15 protein-coding genes are annotated in these 16,413 nt (G+C 42.8%); 4 read left to right on the forward strand and 11 right to left on the reverse strand.

Features of this window, described 5'->3' with window-relative positions; all coding sequences use genetic code 11:
* Nucleotides 1–10 precede the first annotated feature (10 nt).
* The 5 genes from ACYRY3_RS26980 to ACYRY3_RS27000 all read right to left on the reverse strand — a co-directional run bounded on the left by ACYRY3_RS26980 (nt 11) and on the right by ACYRY3_RS27000 (nt 7,301).
* Nucleotides 11–427: a hypothetical protein gene (locus ACYRY3_RS26980; RefSeq protein ID WP_460204700.1), complete on the reverse strand. Its 417-nt coding sequence runs from the start codon at nt 425–427 to the stop codon at nt 11–13.
* A gap of 15 nt (nt 428–442) precedes the next feature.
* Entirely contained in the window at nt 443–1,255 is an 813-nt protein-coding gene (cmr4, locus tag ACYRY3_RS26985) for a type III-B CRISPR module RAMP protein Cmr4 (protein WP_460204701.1), read from the reverse strand.
* On the reverse strand, nt 1,252–2,403 hold the full coding sequence (locus ACYRY3_RS26990; protein WP_460204702.1) for a type III-B CRISPR module-associated Cmr3 family protein: 1,152 nt from the start codon (nt 2,401–2,403) through the stop codon (nt 1,252–1,254). Before ACYRY3_RS26990 ends, cmr4 begins: the two co-directional genes overlap by 4 nt.
* Entirely contained in the window at nt 2,367–5,288 is a 2,922-nt protein-coding gene (cas10, locus tag ACYRY3_RS26995; protein WP_460204703.1) for a type III-B CRISPR-associated protein Cas10/Cmr2, read from the reverse strand. Before cas10 ends, ACYRY3_RS26990 begins: the two co-directional genes overlap by 37 nt.
* A gap of 921 nt (nt 5,289–6,209) precedes the next feature.
* On the reverse strand, nt 6,210–7,301 hold the full coding sequence (locus ACYRY3_RS27000; protein WP_460204704.1) for an RNA-guided endonuclease InsQ/TnpB family protein: 1,092 nt from the start codon (nt 7,299–7,301) through the stop codon (nt 6,210–6,212).
* A gap of 59 nt (nt 7,302–7,360) precedes the next feature.
* On the opposite strand from ACYRY3_RS27000, the gene ACYRY3_RS27005 reads away from it, so the two are divergent.
* Nucleotides 7,361–7,546, forward strand: coding sequence for a hypothetical protein (locus tag ACYRY3_RS27005; protein ID WP_460204705.1), 186 nt, complete (start codon nt 7,361–7,363; stop codon nt 7,544–7,546).
* A 1,555-nt stretch (nt 7,547–9,101) separates the two neighbouring features.
* Nucleotides 9,102–9,746, forward strand: coding sequence for a hypothetical protein (locus tag ACYRY3_RS27010; protein WP_460204706.1), 645 nt, complete (start codon nt 9,102–9,104; stop codon nt 9,744–9,746).
* A gap of 111 nt (nt 9,747–9,857) precedes the next feature.
* Here ACYRY3_RS27010 and ACYRY3_RS27015 read toward each other — a convergent pair whose 3' ends face one another.
* The 4 genes from ACYRY3_RS27015 to ACYRY3_RS27030 all read right to left on the reverse strand — a co-directional run bounded on the left by ACYRY3_RS27015 (nt 9,858) and on the right by ACYRY3_RS27030 (nt 11,413).
* A complete protein-coding gene (locus ACYRY3_RS27015) occupies nt 9,858–10,100 on the reverse strand; it encodes a cold-shock protein (RefSeq protein WP_460204708.1) in 243 nt (80 codons plus the stop codon).
* Nucleotides 10,097–10,219 (reverse strand): hypothetical protein, encoded by a 123-nt coding sequence (locus tag ACYRY3_RS27020; RefSeq protein ID WP_460204709.1) that lies wholly within the window; start codon nt 10,217–10,219, stop codon nt 10,097–10,099. The genes ACYRY3_RS27015 and ACYRY3_RS27020 overlap by 4 nt, the downstream gene beginning before the upstream one ends.
* Before the next feature lie 62 nt (nt 10,220–10,281).
* Nucleotides 10,282–10,827, reverse strand: a complete 546-nt coding sequence (locus tag ACYRY3_RS27025; RefSeq protein WP_460204710.1) for an HD domain-containing protein — start codon at nt 10,825–10,827, stop codon at nt 10,282–10,284.
* A 322-nt stretch (nt 10,828–11,149) separates the two neighbouring features.
* Entirely contained in the window at nt 11,150–11,413 is a 264-nt protein-coding gene (locus ACYRY3_RS27030; protein ID WP_460204711.1) for a hypothetical protein, read from the reverse strand.
* 347 nt (nt 11,414–11,760) lie between these two features.
* On the opposite strand from ACYRY3_RS27030, the gene ACYRY3_RS27035 reads away from it, so the two are divergent.
* On the forward strand, nt 11,761–12,588 hold the full coding sequence (locus ACYRY3_RS27035) for a catalase family protein (protein WP_460204713.1): 828 nt from the start codon (nt 11,761–11,763) through the stop codon (nt 12,586–12,588).
* A 52-nt stretch (nt 12,589–12,640) separates the two neighbouring features.
* On the opposite strand, the gene ACYRY3_RS27040 is transcribed toward ACYRY3_RS27035, so the two are convergent.
* Nucleotides 12,641–13,717 (reverse strand): tetratricopeptide repeat protein, encoded by a 1,077-nt coding sequence (locus ACYRY3_RS27040; protein WP_460204714.1) that lies wholly within the window; start codon nt 13,715–13,717, stop codon nt 12,641–12,643.
* A 54-nt stretch (nt 13,718–13,771) separates the two neighbouring features.
* Nucleotides 13,772–14,560, reverse strand: coding sequence for a 16S rRNA (uracil(1498)-N(3))-methyltransferase (locus ACYRY3_RS27045; RefSeq protein ID WP_460204716.1), 789 nt, complete (start codon nt 14,558–14,560; stop codon nt 13,772–13,774).
* 231 nt (nt 14,561–14,791) lie between these two features.
* Here ACYRY3_RS27045 and ACYRY3_RS27050 point away from each other — a divergent pair, with 231 nt between their 5' ends.
* Nucleotides 14,792–16,375, forward strand: coding sequence for an AAA-like domain-containing protein (locus ACYRY3_RS27050; protein ID WP_460204717.1), 1,584 nt, complete (start codon nt 14,792–14,794; stop codon nt 16,373–16,375).
* Nucleotides 16,376–16,413 lie beyond the last annotated feature (38 nt).

The raw sequence follows: 16,413 nt of genomic DNA on the forward strand, positions 1-16,413 counted from the left end.
TCATGAGAATTTATGCGTTTTCTGCTTCAGCTTTGACATCGGCATAGACAGCACCAGCCCAAAAAGCAAATTCACGAGCAACCTGCAAACCCAAACCAGTCAGCCCTAAGTAATCTTCTGGTTTCATATCATCGCTACTTAAAGTATTCAGCCCTCTTTCACCAACTAAGTTGTTTACTCCAGAAAGGTCTTGCAGCGTCTCAAAATATTTAATAACTACGTCTTTTTTACCATCTTGGTTGAGCGCTTGTTCCTCTGCTTTTAGCCGTAACATACCCCAAGTAGCCAGATAAGTGTAGAGTTCAACTGACTGATTGTATTGTTCCTTTAAGCGATTGCGATTGTTTGTGTGAGATTGTCGTAAATTGTGTAAAGCTCGATAGACTGATTTACTAATAGTGCGTGGGTCAAATATTTCCTCAAGCATGATTCTGACTCCTGTTTATTCTGATAACCATTGCCGCACAAATCCTCTGCCCAAGCTTTCTTGTCCCCCTAATTGCAACATAGAGTAACCAGAAATGACAGATTTAAAATCGTTGATAGCTGTTGTGCTTTGACCATTTGCAGAGACTGTACTACTCCAGGGAAAATACATTAGAGTTTCTGGTGGAACAGCTTCTTCATAACGAAATCCGCCCTTTACCGTTTTTGTTTCATCTAGCCTGACTTTTACCTGTCTCCACAGACTTGACTCAATTAAAACCTGGCAATTTTGATTTGATAAAACCAGGAATTGAGTCATGATTTTTATTTCTTCACTACCATTAGGAAGAAACTGCGACCATTCTTCTTTTGACCAAAGCTTCAGCTTATCTTTTTTGAAGATTGCATCTTTCAAATAGAGATGTTTGCTATTTCCCCCACTAAAACTCAGCACCTCTGGTATTTTGGTAGGTTTTTTATCCAGACAACGTGCCCAGCGTTGCAGTAAAAATGGTGAAGTTACCCACACGACACCATGACTCAAAGAGGGAACTGGAAACCAGAGAATAGCAGCATCCCCTACCCATAAAGTACCTTGTTTCAAATTTTCATCGGTGCCTGAAGTTACATCTTCAATAGTGTTACCCCATAATCTTGTACGGTCTTTTTCAGGAGTAGCAGCACGCAAGCGACCGCGAATCGTGCTAGAAGGCAAATAAGGCAAATCTGTATGAACTTCTCGTGCAAGACCAACTAAATTACCTTCTTGACTGGCACCTCCAGTATGTAACGGAGAGAGCAAATATAGATATGTCAAATAAGTTTTCATCTTGTTCCCCACAGTAATTTTCCGTAATTTAATTGTTTAAATGTTTTCAACGAATTACTGTCTCCGTGCGGCAATAAATTATCGCAAGATACAGTTGAGATGTTGTTAAATAAATACACTGTTCCCGGTGGGACAAATGCCCGTTGGGGAAGTAGCGCAAATTCTCTTCCTTGCTGGTTTTTACGTTCGATGGTCGAGACACCACCCCACAAAAGAGCGCGATCGCTTACGCATCCTTTCAGAGATTCTTGCCAAATACTGGGATAAACACCATACATCGGTTCGCTTCCAACTTGCGCCAGTCCCGGTGTTAGCAAGTATGCAAAATCACCACTTTGTTTTGCAGAGGTATAACCTTCCAGTTCTTGCCACTCAGGTAAACTTATCGGTGATACCAGCACGCGATGACCTTCGCCACCCAAGCGCACCACAGTTTCAGCGATCGCCTGTCCGTTGATAGCTGCTACCAAGCGCCATCCTGTTTTCAAGCGCATTGCCACTTCCGTAAAATATCCGTCTTTATCCTTGACCTGACGTTTACCAGATTCCATCTGAATGTGGGGCAAAACTTGAACTTTCCAAGGGTCTTCGTGAAAGTCCGTTGGCTGAAAATCATTTTTCCCTTGGAGATACCGCATCAAAGCAGTGGCTTTTATCCAAGGTTGCGGTCGTCCGGCGATGGATTCGTTCTCACCCAACAATGGCGGCACCATTGGTTTGAGTTGGGAGTCGTTAAAATACAGGTACTCCCAACCTGCTGAGGTGACATCTTCAACTGACATCAGACGGTCAATTCGATGCCAGGTTGCAGAGACTTCGTCCTTGTCGTTAGCATTGGATTTATCTGTTCTTAACCCCACACACAGCAAGTCCTTGGGTGTGGGCAACCAAAGACAATTGTCTGCGTCTAGCAAGAAAGAACCAAGAAATTCTAAATCGCGCCTTTGGTTGGTTTTATCATTTTGGTAGCTTTCACAGGTAGAACGCAATGCTTGAAAAACAGTAATTGGCATGGGAGGAAACTGTCCCTTTGCCCAAGCACCCTCACCAGGACTAAAGGGTTTTGCCTCGCGGAATAACAACACATCTATAGGAGCGATCGCATACCACTTCATGACCGAACCTCCGCCTGCTTCAGTTCCTTCCATTTATGGCGTTGAATCCTCTTATCTACCCAAAAAGCACTAAACCGCAGCAAATTAGCCAAATCTTGCTCTTGGGTTCCCTTGGCATTATCCCCAGCAAGTTGTTTTGTGTTCCAAGCCCAACTTTCCCAAGCTTCAAGCCAATCTAATAACGGTTGCAGGTTCTTTAGTTTTTGGTCTCGTGAATTCAACACAACTTTAGCTGCTTTCTTAAACAGGTGATAATTTGGCGTCACGCAAGCATGGCGGGGTAACTCCTCAGCTAACCGATACAAAAGCGGGCTGATATCTTGTTGCTCGTAGAGTTTGATAAATTCCCACCACCCATCCAGTAAATGTCCTTTCATCACTGCTTCCAAAGTATTGCCCGAACCATAAACGATTCGGAAACACAACCCATCTTTTCCATCTAACTTTTTTGCCTCTTCCTTTTCCGCGTCCCACAACTTCTCTAAGACTGTTGGGAGTGGTACGCTTTTATGGGCAATAACAATCCCCATGCTTATCGTTGCGCCCGCACCCATTGTGAAGTAGGGACGAGACTTATCTGATTTTCGATACCAGTACCCCCCTTCAGTGTAAAATTCCCCTTTTGGGTCTTCTCCACCACACCAAGCGGCTCGTAACGAAAGCAGGTACTGTGGCAAATCTTCTAGTGGTAGCACAGCCATCACGTCATCACCACCGCTGTAGATGACTTTGCCGCAAAAACGTTCCTCGGTAAGGTGCGGTACGAGACGATTGGAAAAATCCAACAAAGCCCGGTTAAGCCCTACGTGGGTTGCTGGTCCCATGCGCTTTCTGGTCTTGTTGAGCAAATCATCCAATCCTGGAATACTTTCGTCAACAAAATCCTTGACAATATAGCTGCAATATGTGTCTAAGTTCTGCCCGGAAACATATTTCCCCATACCATCGCCATCAGCAAGAATAATTGCCCACCAGTCAGCCGGAGAACCATCACCAAAACCTATATGTTTGTGAGCCTTTTCTACTAAGCCTGACAAAGTTGCGATCGCATCTGAACTTTGCAAGCTCATGTCATCCGCTAGCCACCTACTGGAAAACATCACACCGTTATAGTGCGGTATTACCCCATTGGTTTTGGGAACGTGAAAAGGACGCCGTGTTTTTTTACGAAAAGCTTTGAGTTGTTCGCCATCAAACGTATGTTCGGCATTGTGAACCAAATCGTTTAACGTCTCCCAGTATTTCTTAACCAAGTCGTGGCGATCGCAAGCAAATCGTGCAGCAGCAATAGAACTTAAATTGGGAAAGCGAATCCAAAGCTCATAGTCAAACTCTGGGTCTTCAGGGTCTACTTCAAGACCAAGCGATTGAGCAACACCTCCATAAACCCAAGCCATGCGTTTCGTCAGTTCAAGAGCATTGAGTCGCTCAGAACCATTAAAAAGTCCGGGGTATGCTTCAGCCATAACCAGCCAAAACAAACGCATCGAACTAGCAGGCAAACCGCCCCCTTCCTTTAACTTTCCCTGGTAATGCAGTCGGGGATGGACAGCGCTCAATTGACCGGAAATCGTCGAACGTTCCCCTGGTGCAGGTGGAATCAGCCAGGTGCGGGTATTTTTGACTGCTTGAATTGACCTACCCAAGCGGTTTTGCAGGCTACCCCACCAACTCCCCACATTAAACAGGGAGTAAGCAAATTTTTCTGGCTCCGAAGGAATTTGGTCGCGGCTTTGAGATACATTGTTTTGAGCGTCTTGCCAGTCTGTAAAGCCAGCGTTGTTCACCTCAATGGTTAAAGCTTTTTCTGGATTGCCTAAAGGTACACCCGTCCAGTAACATTCCCAAGTATGGTTTAACTGAGCGTCCCAGAGTTTATTCCATTCCCAGCAGCCACCCTGTAACAAATAATTTAATTCTTCAAAGTAGGGATTAAGGTCAGTATTCTTAGGAAAAGCATCTTCAATCAACTTTTTCAGCTTGTCAGGCGAGTTTTGGAGTAATTCAATAACCCGTTTCTTAATATCTTCCCGCACCTGTACCCCAATTTTTGCCCATTCTGCTTTCAGTACTTGTGCCAACTCCTGACCCAAATTTTTTGCCGCTTTTTCAGGTATCAGAACAGTAATGATATTGGGAAACCCTGCTGTACTCAGACTGGTGGATGTCTTTTCTTTAAAGCGAGCAACTGGATCTAACTTGTCTGGAAAGTAAACAGCAAAATCTTCATATTCTTGGACAATCAACGCATCGATAATTTCCTGACTCCAAAGAGAGGGAGTAATGACCGCATCAGGACCATATTTTTGAGCAATGTGCCAGCAGAGTTTAGCACTGAGATAGTGCAACAGATACGAAGCCGCCCAAAAATCCAAGAACTTGCGGGAAGACTTGATAAACTCCTGTACTGGCGAAAAGGTGAACAGAAGCAAATAAGGGTGCTCGTGCTCTTGTCCTTCTTCCCAATCTTGAGGGAACATAGCACCGACAATTGCCGAAACCGTGCTTTTGTAGCTGTGGAACGGGCAATCTGGAATAATTTTATTGGCAGGTTGTAGCAGTGCTTGGGATTGTTGTCTTGCCAGTAATTCTGGATAAAAGCGCCAGAACCACAAAAAGACTTTTTTCACATCCCATTCTTGAGCAATGTTACCGATATCTAAGCTTGTGGGGGGTGATATCTTTTGAGACTGACCACTAATAGGATGGCGTACTTCCACCTCGTTGTGATTCCTGCTAGCTTGAGAACTAAGTGTTAGGTTCATTCCGTCAGAGGATTTGGCAATTTCTTCTGACAAATGCCCTTCTTGTTGCCACCAACTATGTAGCTTCTGCAACTGTTGGCTGATAGCACTGTCTTGCCCTAAAATCTCCGGAGAGGACAGTAGGGCATACAGTTTGCGGTAGTAAAAGTTCATCTAAAAACCTCTGGGAGTGTGGAAACCTTGTGGCTTTAGCCCAAGAAGGAAACACGACACAAGCGCTTTTAAGCGCAGTCCAAATATCTTGGTGTTCATTACCGCCTTGGGGTTACTTGATACCGTGTACTTTTGTAATGCACTCTCGCTCGGACAATTACGAGCTGATATCGTTCACCCTGTACGCATAATGTTTGCTCAAATGAGCCTCCCATTTCTGGGGTGATGTGAGCCTCGACAATGTTATCAGTCGGTACTTTCCAAGCGACACTGACTTTAGAACCCTTACATCTGGTTAATCGCTCGGTTTCAGAGGAGCCAGCGCCGTGGGCGGGTTTCCCGACTTGAGGCGACTGGCGTTCACGGGACTGGCATCACACATCCCGGAGTGAGAACTTCAACGCTTGCTGATAACGTAGTACCTTACGGTACGGAGTCTGGTAAGCTGGGCAACAAGTTAGAACTGAGTCTAGCTGAAGCCTCCGAATTAAATTCGGAGGTTGCTTACAAGCTTTAATCTAGAAGCTGATTTAAGTTAACATAGTGACCTTATGCCTATGCAATAGATTTGGTGCGAATGACGAAAACTTTACCAAATAATGAAAGTAAGTCTATGGAGCTTAATGATTTAGGTAATTTCTGAAGAAGCTAAATATATTTACTTGGAGTAAAAGTACTAGCTAAGAAAAATTCCACAAGCGATAATAGAAGAGTCATAAACTGCTCAAAATAAGAGTAGTTGCGCGAACCGTTATATAAAACTTACCCAAAGCTACCCACAGATATACATCTTTGGACTTTGGCGTTTAATTCCTGCTTCATTCTGGAGAAGTCGGCTTCAACCCTTACGGGTTCGCCAGTTCCCTACGGCGGGAAACCCGCCTTCAGGACTGGACTCACCAGTCCACAGGCTCTCACCGACTAACTGCCGGATGCGTACAAACTAAGATTGAGTGCTGCATTCAAATCGCGGTCAATGGCGAAACCGCAATGGTCGCACTCAAACACTCGCTCATCCAAGGTGAGTGCTTCTTTTTTGGTTCCACAGTGAGAACAGGTCTTACTGGAAGGAAACCAACGGTCAACTACAACGAGCTTAGAACCATACAGTTCACATTTATAAGTCAACTGCCTACGAAATTCGTAAAATCCCATATCAGCAATAGCTTTAGCCAGTTTATGATTCGCCATCATTCCAGATACGCTGAGGTCTTCAATCACTACTGTGCCGTGGTTCTTGGCTAGTAGTGTTGTGAGTTTGTGTAACGTATCTTTTCTGATGTTGGCAATCTTTCTATGCAGTCTAGCTATCTGCATTTGCGCTTTCTTCCAGTTAGCTGAACCGATGATTTTATGACGATTCAACCATTGCATTCTGGACAGTTTTGCTTCGTACTTTTTGTAAGACTTCGCACCTGCTATCACCTCGCCAGTCGATAATGTAGCCAGGTTTTTGACACCAAGGTCAACTCCTACAATGCTTGTATTGCTTAAGTTTTGTTGTTCTACATCAAATCTGAAACTGATAAACCATCTATCAGCTTGACGAGAGATTGTACAGGACTTTATTAATACTTGAGGAAGTCGCTCATAAGTCTTAAGAATCCCAATTACAGGTACTTGAATCTTGTTGTTACCTTGGATTTTTACAGAACCTTCGAGCGTGAAAGAATCTCGCTTACCTTTTTTCTTAAAACGCGGTACACCAGCCGTTTTGTTGAAACAACGCTTCCAGGATTCACGCAGAGCCATTAACGCTTGTTGCGGAGTAGATTTAGAGCATTCGTAGTACCATTCATGTTCTGATTTCACTAGTGCCACTAACCATTTATGCAAGTCAATGGCAGTGGGAAATTTCATCTTGGAATCAGGATGGCGAGCGTTGTGCTCCAAAATCTGCTTAGTTAAAGCCAGTCCCCAGTTCCAAGCGTGGCGTGCTACCCCACAATGTTTGGCTAGTTGCGTCCTGTGGTAATTGTTAAGCTTGAGTTCGGTTTTGAATCCTAAAAGCATTGATTCGACCTTATGCTATGCTTTGTATGTAAGTTAACTTACACACACAAGGATTGTCAATGCCTTTTCAGAAAGGGAACCAACTAGGAGCTAAGAAACGACTAAAGCGTCCTTTGGATAAGGAAGTAATCGCTTTTAAAGGGTACGAGGGACAGAAGGAAAAGCTTAAAGCCGTCCCCGACTGGCAAGAACGGCTCAGAGAGTTTGTTGACCAACTTATTTCAGACTTCCCCAAAAATGAGTAGCTATGGGTAAAGATGGGCAAGAATTAGCTTACAGTTTCCAGCCCCTAGCTGTTTTTGAACAACAGTGCTTTTGAAAGCCTGGAAACCTTACCTATATTGGTTTTGAGGCATTTTGAGCGAAAAGGGCATCCGCGAAAAGTCTGAAAACCTTACCAGATAAAGTTTTGAGGCAATTTTGTTGAACGGGCAACTTGACAAGCAGATGCTGAAACAGTACTTTTACTATAGGTTCGCGGAATCGAATCTTAGGATACCTGAATTTCAAGGCTTCTAGACCTTAGGAGTCTCCGCTAATTTTGTGGAGGCGAATTAATGGAAACAAGAACAAGATACATACAGAGCCAGACTGACTCCTGTCTCCGCTAATTTTGTGGAGGCGAATTAATGGAAACTCTCTTTGACCAGAGGGAACTCGGAAGCGGTCAGTCTCCGCTAATTTTGTGGAGGCGAATTAATGGAAACTGGGCTTCAGATATTAAATTGGTGGGAGAAAATTGAAGTCTCCACTAATTTTGTGGAGGCGAATTAATGGAAACAGAACTCAATCTTGCTATAACACTTTTGTTTATGTCTCCACTAATTTTGTGGAGGCGAATTAATGGAAACAAAGAGTAAGTTCCGGGGACGTATGTCACTTTACCCAGGCGATGGCAGTAAAGTGGAAGCAGTTGATGGCAGTAAAAAAGATTGAAATGCTGATGATGAGGTTGAGCCTTCTTAGGCAATTGTGACAATCACGGAAACAGTTGATGGCAGTAAGTATAAGAATGGAAGCAGCAAAATGGCAGTAAGTATGTAAGAGATAGACAAATAGGGGTTTCCCCGATCTAGCAATGGTTTGTGAGCTTGATATCATTGAGCATTCAGGCGATTTGGCGTTGCTTGCATACAGAAAAAGGAAGCAACAATGGCAGTGAAATCAGTACAAAATTACTAAATTTTTCAAATTGTATAGTACAAAAGATGAAAAAAATCTCAAAATCGCTCAGAAAAATGTAGAAATTGATACATGAAATCAAAGAGTAGAATGTAAGTTCAGGTAAGGGTTTGAGCGCTTCACGCGCCAAATTGTATGGAAGCAGTTGGTGGCAGTAAGTAGAAGATCGGGAACGCTCCTGAGGTTTTTCGGGAAAAACAGTTGCTCAAATGTCTGGATGCAATTTAAGTAAAAATCTCATACAAGAGTGATAAGATAGACAGATTGTGATTTAAGTAAACGGATTTTCCGGCTAAGTTAGTCATGAGAACGGTATAAAAGACTAGAGAGCAGACGGAACAGAGGGTAGTAATTGTTACCTTCAAGACTTATTCTTCCCTTCTGCACTCCCAGTATGCCTCATGCCTTTCCCAGATAAATATATAAAAACTGTGGAGGGATATTTATGCGATCGCCCGCCATAGTGGAGCGGTTGCCATAGTGTGAAAGTGAGTTTTCTTATTTCAGTTGCGTATTTCCCTTAAAGGCACTTAATCAAAAACATCATTTTTACAATCTTTAATATTTCTAGTAAACTATTCACAATGATTTTCATTATAGACAAGGGTTTTTTCGGGTATGCTCAAACGTATCTCTGCTCTATGGTTGGCTCCAGTAGTTGTGACACTTTCAGGTTTTATGCTTGATGCAAAAGCTTTTGCACTTCCAGAATTCCCATTTGAAACCGTTCAAGAATATAAAACGACTTTAGTACCTATTGAAGGAAACATTTCCAAGGTTACTAATATAGGTATAAGTGTTGATGCACCATACGGTCTTACTCAACTGATAAACACTAACTATGGCGAGCTTGACCCCAATACTGGTGCAATTAGATTTAGCCCAGACGCAGCAACATTTGGTTTGAAAGGATTGCCAATTGGCGAAGCGGTATTTTTTGGAAACGGTCTAGATCGCCTATTTGGAACTATTAGTGGCTCTGGTGTACTTGATTTTCAAGCATCTGTCGGCAACATTTCTGGAAATATCACTATTACGGGTGGAGAAGGAAGATTTTCAGATGCTACAGGCATACTGACTTTCGTTGAGAATAATACATTTAACTCTGACCCGACTGCTCCTATAAACAGTCGAGCTACAGTCATCGGCTCGTTTCAAGTTATTCCAAGATTAGTTCCAGAACAAGGCGCTACCACAGCGATCGTTGGTGCTCTTGCTGGAGCTTGTCTTTGGCTGCGCCGCCGCAACTATACCAACTTATGATTTGCGTGCCTGTTGCAACTCTATCAACACGATAAGCGAGCGATTACGGCGCTTACTGCCTTATCGCACCGCACCATGAATGGGATTTCCTTTTCTCAGTCAAGCCATACTCTACATCGATCGCACATTACGAGCTACCCAACCAAACTTGCTTTGAACTAACTCAAATTTGACAGGCGTACCAGCGCTCAAAGTGCGGTAACCTTCTCCTGGAATAGCAGTGAAGTTGAAGAAGACATCCTCACCACCGTCATTTCTGGCAATTGCACCATTCCCCGTTTTGAGATCGAACCAACGTACAGTTCCTTGCACCACAGTTCTTCCATTAGCTCCCAATGGTGGCCCACCATTCAACCATTCTTGCTGGGGAATGCGGACTTGTTTGACTTCAGGTGTAGCTTTACCAGTTCATTTTTGTGATTCGGCAGTTCGGCATCTATAAAGCGATCTCCTGCTTGTAAATTTGCGGTCATAAAGCTGCATCCGTGCAAAGATTCTAAATATTAAACGCTGCAACAATCGGTCGTGTAACCACCTAACAAATAAACGCTTTGTAGTTTTCAATTTTATCAGCTAGTCGTGAACCTAAAAAAGGGCTTGCATCTTTTAAAGCTTCATGAATGACAATAGCTTCCTCTCGATATCGAATAATTTTCTCTTGAGTCCAATGGTGTGGTGGTGGTAGTAGATTGCTAATTCTATCTGCTAACTTGACCATCCAAATTTCTGGGGGTTGCTCTTTTATCCTCTGCAAACTATCCAACATTTGCAGAGATTTTTCTAAGCTTGAATTTTTTGTAAGTGCAAGGACACCATTCGCTACTCTTAAGCCAAATTTAGACTCTATTTGCTCAAAAGTCACATTTGTATCTTCAATAATATCGTGCAAAAGGGCACATTGCACGGCTAAATTCCCGTCCCGTTCTGTTTCTACATTCAAAGCAGCAATGATTTCCATACTCACAAAACTTAGGTGTTGAATGTATGAGATTTCTGTACCCGGTACTTTTTGACCCAAGTGTGCAAGTGCTGCAAATCTATAGGCTTTGATATAAGTTTCTTGCAACCAGTTTTGTTTCATAGATGATTTGGTAGAGCTACTACCATTATTGCCTGCGACATTTGTTTTAGGAGGAGCGCAATACTTAGAAATCAAATATTCTTAACTTTACACAAAGCGCGATACGGCTGTACTCCGTAATCGCTTCTTTATCACGTTCTTAAGGTTTGTCATCAATCCAAGCAACAATTGTTTGACTCTTAGCAAAAGTGCGATCGGGATGACTACTGTAATCGAAAAGCAAGCTCGCAACAAACAAAAATTATCTTAAGTTGGGTTTCGTTCCTCAACCCAACCTACGCAATGCATTGGCGATCGCGAGAATTGTTGGGTTGCACGCTTTTCAATCGCACAAATCCATTAATTCTAGCAGTGGCGATCGCATAATAATATTTACAGTTCCTTCTGTTATTGAACCATCTCCTGCATAGTAGAGGTAGCGTCTCTTCAGCCGATCCAAAAATGCTTTTTCACTATCAGTCAGTTCTGGTAAATCCTCAAACCATTCTGTGAAAAATTCGCTTTCACCAGTCTGGCTTAAATTGAACTTTGCGTGCGCCTCGTTCAGGTTAGTAATCGCTTTGGTAATCCCAACTGTTTGAACCATAGGTTATCATCTCTCTATCTTTAATCGTAGATCGTATTATCTGAGCAAATACACGGTTTCTTAACGAGAAGATTGCCGAGATGCTTTGAGTGCAGACTCTAAAACGCGATCGCGAAGCGCCATTGCTATAGGTATCGCTCTCTAACGATGTATTACCGTTCTTTACAATTGGCTCTCTAGAAGCCCGCACCACAAGAGCAAGTTTCAATCTCTGGCATGGTGTTGTGGTAGAAAAGAAAACACTACATTGAATAGGGTCTACCTTTGCTATTGTAAAAATTAATATAATTTTTATATTATGAATAATACCAAGGCTCTAAAAAAATCTGATACAAGACCCCGTCGGCGTGAAAATGACTGGCGGTTATGGGGTGGAAGGAGAACGACTACCGCAAAGTCACGAATTAAAAACCCACGACATTATCGTACACAATACCGAAATCTTTTTTGTTAAAACCATTAAAGGGTTCTACAGCTTTTTTTCGGCGGTTTATCAATCGGGACTGTCTCCATTCCTGAAGCTGTCCCCGGTTTTATGGCTACTGTTGCATCCCCAGGAACGCTCATTTCTCAAATACGGTTTCAAACGGGTTCCCAAGAGTTTGCTCACACAACGCTATTGGAGTGCTTCAGCCTATTCTATGGGGCTCAAATCTGATTTTGACCCATCTCAACCAGGTCGAGTTCCTGTGGAATATCCGGCTGTGATTAAATATGGTTTTACTCCGATTTCCAGTCAACCACCTCATCAAGAACTTCCATTTCAGCCCAGACCAGAAAGCGATCTTCAGCGTGCCAAAGCTTCAGGTACAGCGGACAATTACTACCGAGAGGATATAATTCAATCTCTAGCAAAGCCCGATGCTAAATACTGTTGGGACTTTCAAATTCAATTTCAAACTAGCCCGGAAATGTCCATTGATGATACCACGACTGCTTGGGATGAAGAGAAAGCACCCTTCTTTACAGTTGGGCGTCTGACAGTTGAGCATCAAAACGTTCGTTCTCCCCTAGAAGATGACTTTGGGGAAAATCTTCGCCTCTCCCCTTGGAATGGTCTAGCAGTACATCGTCCTGTCGGTGCAATAAATCGGTTACGCGGCGTAGTTTATCCTGTTGTTGCTGAGTACCGCCATAAAAAACGAGGAGTCAAATACCAGGAACCAACCGTTTAAGAAAAGGCAGAACTACGAGGGCAGACGGCAGAAGGAATGCCATCTGCCATCTTCAATTTTTAAGGTTTTGCACGAAAACCAGACTACTATATAAATGAAAAGCTTGGTCCCAATAACTGGGTTCTCTGCGAAATAACTGCATGTGAGATTGAATTTGACTCAGTAGGTCTGTCCGATCTAAAGCTGTTTCTACAAAATGTGCAAAGTCAGAGGAAACCCCAACTTGTGGAAGTTTCCGATCCATCCAACTGAGCAAGCTATTCCAATTGATTCTGATTGTATTTTGACTGGCGTTATCCGCAATTTCTGTTCCTTGCTGAAATTGATAGCCGTTATCATACAGTCGCAGAATGCAGCCTCTGCTTGGTAAGTGTAAATCGCAAAATTGAAAGTAGTCCTGTGTTTGTATTTTACGTTCTAGCTTGCGCCGTGCATCCCGATCTACAACTTGTTCAAATATAGGTAGCAAACCCTGCACGCGCCCTTTCACTTCTGACCAGTCAAAGTTGAGAGAACCAAGTTGATTTGCATCATTTCTGCAAACAGCAGTTGCACCTGAAGTAGATTCTAGGAAATGACTGACTTGAAAAACTTGAATTTTTTTAATTTCAGCGAGAGTTGTCCAAAAACAAGGAATTGCAGCGTTGCGTAACTGTTCACCGTAATATTTGAGTTCTCCTACTGCCCCAGCACGGTATAATCGCCAACCACGGCTTGGTAACAATAATCTTGCATTGTAGGGATCGAGATGCATAATCTGAGCAAATTTTTGTGCTGCTTGAGTTTTGAACTCATTGCTCAGAGGTTCTAAAATCAAAACGCCAAGTTCAGTATTGCCGGGGTCTGCTGTTGCTTGAGCGATCGCCTGCTGTCTTTCCTGTTTTACAATATCTTCCAAGCGCTGCAAACCTTGGCGTGCCTGCGTTAATAACTTAGAATTCGTCGTATCGCGTAACAAACGCCGATAAATTTTTTCTGCTTCCTGATGCTTTCCGGTGCCTTCATATAGCCGTCCCAGATAAAATTGCACCCAAGGATTGTCTGGCGATTCTTTCAGTAGCTGTTTGAGAAATTTAGCAGCGGTGGGGTAATCTTTGTGCTCTAGGGCGGCAGCAACTTGCTCAAGCATGGCTCAATATCAAATATTTATGACTTCTCTAGTAATACGTTGCCCACAAACACGCTAAAAATTGCTTTGCCCCTTTGCGTCTTTGCGTGAGCGGAAGTCACTCGATTCTAACTCAGCCGCCAAAATAGACAAGGCTACAATCGGCGCTGTCACTGCTCTTAGAATGCGGCGTCCGAGGGAAACTGGTTGAAACCCTGCATTAACTGCACACTCCACTTCTTTTTCTGTCCATCCCCCCTCTGGTCCTACAGCAACGACAATTGTTTTTTGTCCGGTGTCATGTGTTAATTGTTCCTTGTTTTGCAAACAATCTCGTAAATGGGGAGAATCACCACGGGCAACACAAATATATTGCTGATTGTTAACAGAGCGATCCACAATTGATGACAAACCTGTAGTAAAAGAAACAGGTTGTAAAAGAGTTGGAACAAAGGAACGCTCAGATTGTTCTGCGGCTTCTTGTGCAATTCGCTGCCATCGTTCGAGTTTTTGAGGGCTGGGCTTGAGTAAGGTACGCTCGCTCACTACCGGAGCAATAACAGCGACTCCTAACTCAGTACAACTGCGTACCACATCATCAAATGCATTTCCTTTAGGTAAGGCGAGCATTAGTGTTATGGATGCGGGTAACTCGGTTTGTACCTCTATCCGCTCTAAAACCTGCGCGTTTTCTCCTTCTAACTGCGCCAGCCACCATTGTCCCATACCATCCATTGCAATAAAGCGATCGCCCTGACGCAAACGCAAAACACGCCCCAAGTAATGTTGTTGTTGGGGTGTGAGCAAAATTCGATTTTCTTGGAGTTGGGAGAGTGCGATCGCGATGCGTTGCAGTTGAGCCATGATGCGATAGTAAGCTTGGGTAAATGCAGAAACGATTTGATTTGTATCCGGAAAGTCGTTAGATTAAGGAGAAATACTTTTGTATCTCCGTGTATCTACTTAGCTAGTAAATATTTTTACTTAGATTCATTTGCAGAATTTTGCTGTTAGTGACCTGATAATTAAGTGCGATCGGTACTAAATATTTTTTGGAAAACGCTGTCAGTCATCTAGCGTATGGAGTAATTCTAAATGAAGAATGACAATATTAGAATTCTGTTTTTGACAGCCGAACCAAACGACACTAGTTGCCTCCGCGTAACACAGGAGTTGCGAGATATCAAAGAAAAAATTCAACAAGCTAACCTGCGGGATAGATTTCTGCTTGAGTATAGCTTCTCTGCACGTCCTGGAGATATCAGCCAAGCGATACTAAATTTTACTCCCCAGATTGTACATTTTTCCGGGCATGGTACAAGTCATGGCGAGCTGTGCTTTGAAAATGAATTCGGTCAAGCCCATCCTGTAGAACCTAAAGCTCTTGCTGCTTTGTTTGAATTAGTAGCTGATAGTGTGCGTTGCGTAATTTTAAATGCCTGTTATTCAGATGCTCAAGCAAAGGCTATTGTCAAGCATATACCCTTTATCATTGGCATGAGGAAAGAAATTGAAGATCGAGCAGCAATTGCTTTTGCTGTTGGTTTTTACAAAGCATTAGGGGCAAATCGCTCAATTGAGGAGGCTTATGAGTTTGGGTGTGTGGAAACTCAGTTGCAAGGTCTTTCAGAAAACCTAATCCCCATTATCCGTAAAAAAGCAGACAAAGCAGCCACTGATTTCTATATTGAACGTCCTCCTATCGAACAACTTTGTTACAAAGCAATTAAACAGCAAGGTGCCTTGATTCGGATTAAAGCGCCTGAGAAGATGGGCAAAACATCACTTATGAATAAGGTTCTTCGCTATGCCAGAGGCTGTAACTATCAAACCTTGACTTTAAGCTGTCAGAATTTAGTAGATGGTACAGTAACAACAGATTTAAAAAGATTTTTACGGTCATTTTGTGTTGTTGTCGGTAATGAGCTAGGCTTACCTAATAAGTTAAATGAGTATTGGGACAATCAAGCGAGTTGCAACTACAACAGCAGGTACTACTTTCAAAAATACCTATTGCCAAACATTAATAGTCCCATAGTACTCGCCTTAGATAACGTTGATTTGGTTTTTGAACATCCAAAAATTGCTCCTGACTTTTGTAAACTTCTCCGCAATTGGAACGATTTAGCAAAAAGAGGTGATTCAAATAGCATAGTTTGGGAAAAACTCCGTCTGATAATTGTTCATTCAACCGAAGTTTATGCCTCCCTAGATATTAATAGTTCACCTCTTGCTAATGTTGGGGTTGTTATTGATTTACCTGAATTTACACCTATCCAAGTGCAGCGTTTAGTTAAACGTCATCGGCTGGATTGGACGTTAGATAGGGTTGAACAACTAATGGCTGTGGTAGGAGGGCATCCTCTTTTGGTCAGAATAGCTCTTGATAGTATTAAGCTTCAACAAAAAACCCTTGAAGAAATATTACAGGCTGCACCTACAGCATCAGGAATATTTAGCGACCATTTGCGCGAACTGTGGAAAAATTTGGAAAAGAATTCAGAATTGAAAACAGCCTTTAGTAAAGTTGTCAAGTCAGACGAAGAAAACCAGGTTCAGTTAAATCCAATGCAGGTAAAATCTCTGCAACGTTTGGGACTAGTGACGCTACACGGACATTTTGCCAAACCTCGTTGCGAATTGTACCGTCAGTATTTCCGTATGTATCTTCAAGACTAAGGGCTTTAGTATTAAAGATAATAATTGCTAGGAGAACA

Source organism: Scytonema sp. NUACC21, from assembly GCF_054684315.1.

What these genes read in the sequence shown, in the direction of transcription:
- ACYRY3_RS26980 (WP_460204700.1), bottom strand. Translation starts at nt 427, where the DNA reads ATGCTTGAGGAAATATTTGACCCACGCACTATTAGTAAATCAGTCTAT.
- cmr4 (WP_460204701.1), bottom strand. Translation starts at nt 1,255, where the DNA reads ATGAAAACTTATTTGACATATCTATATTTGCTCTCTCCGTTACATACT.
- ACYRY3_RS26990 (WP_460204702.1), bottom strand. Translation starts at nt 2,403, where the DNA reads ATGGAAGGAACTGAAGCAGGCGGAGGTTCGGTCATGAAGTGGTATGCG.
- cas10 (WP_460204703.1), bottom strand. Translation starts at nt 5,288, where the DNA reads ATGAACTTTTACTACCGCAAACTGTATGCCCTACTGTCCTCTCCGGAG.
- ACYRY3_RS27000 (WP_460204704.1), bottom strand. Translation starts at nt 7,301, where the DNA reads ATGCTTTTAGGATTCAAAACCGAACTCAAGCTTAACAATTACCACAGG.
- ACYRY3_RS27005 (WP_460204705.1), top strand. Translation starts at nt 7,361, where the DNA reads ATGCCTTTTCAGAAAGGGAACCAACTAGGAGCTAAGAAACGACTAAAG.
- ACYRY3_RS27010 (WP_460204706.1), top strand. Translation starts at nt 9,102, where the DNA reads ATGCTCAAACGTATCTCTGCTCTATGGTTGGCTCCAGTAGTTGTGACA.
- ACYRY3_RS27020 (WP_460204709.1), bottom strand. Translation starts at nt 10,219, where the DNA reads ATGACCGCAAATTTACAAGCAGGAGATCGCTTTATAGATGCCGAACTG.
- ACYRY3_RS27025 (WP_460204710.1), bottom strand. Translation starts at nt 10,827, where the DNA reads ATGAAACAAAACTGGTTGCAAGAAACTTATATCAAAGCCTATAGATTT.
- ACYRY3_RS27030 (WP_460204711.1), bottom strand. Translation starts at nt 11,413, where the DNA reads ATGGTTCAAACAGTTGGGATTACCAAAGCGATTACTAACCTGAACGAG.
- ACYRY3_RS27040 (WP_460204714.1), bottom strand. Translation starts at nt 13,717, where the DNA reads ATGCTTGAGCAAGTTGCTGCCGCCCTAGAGCACAAAGATTACCCCACC.
- ACYRY3_RS27045 (WP_460204716.1), bottom strand. Translation starts at nt 14,560, where the DNA reads ATGGCTCAACTGCAACGCATCGCGATCGCACTCTCCCAACTCCAAGAA.
- ACYRY3_RS27050 (WP_460204717.1), top strand. Translation starts at nt 14,792, where the DNA reads ATGAAGAATGACAATATTAGAATTCTGTTTTTGACAGCCGAACCAAAC.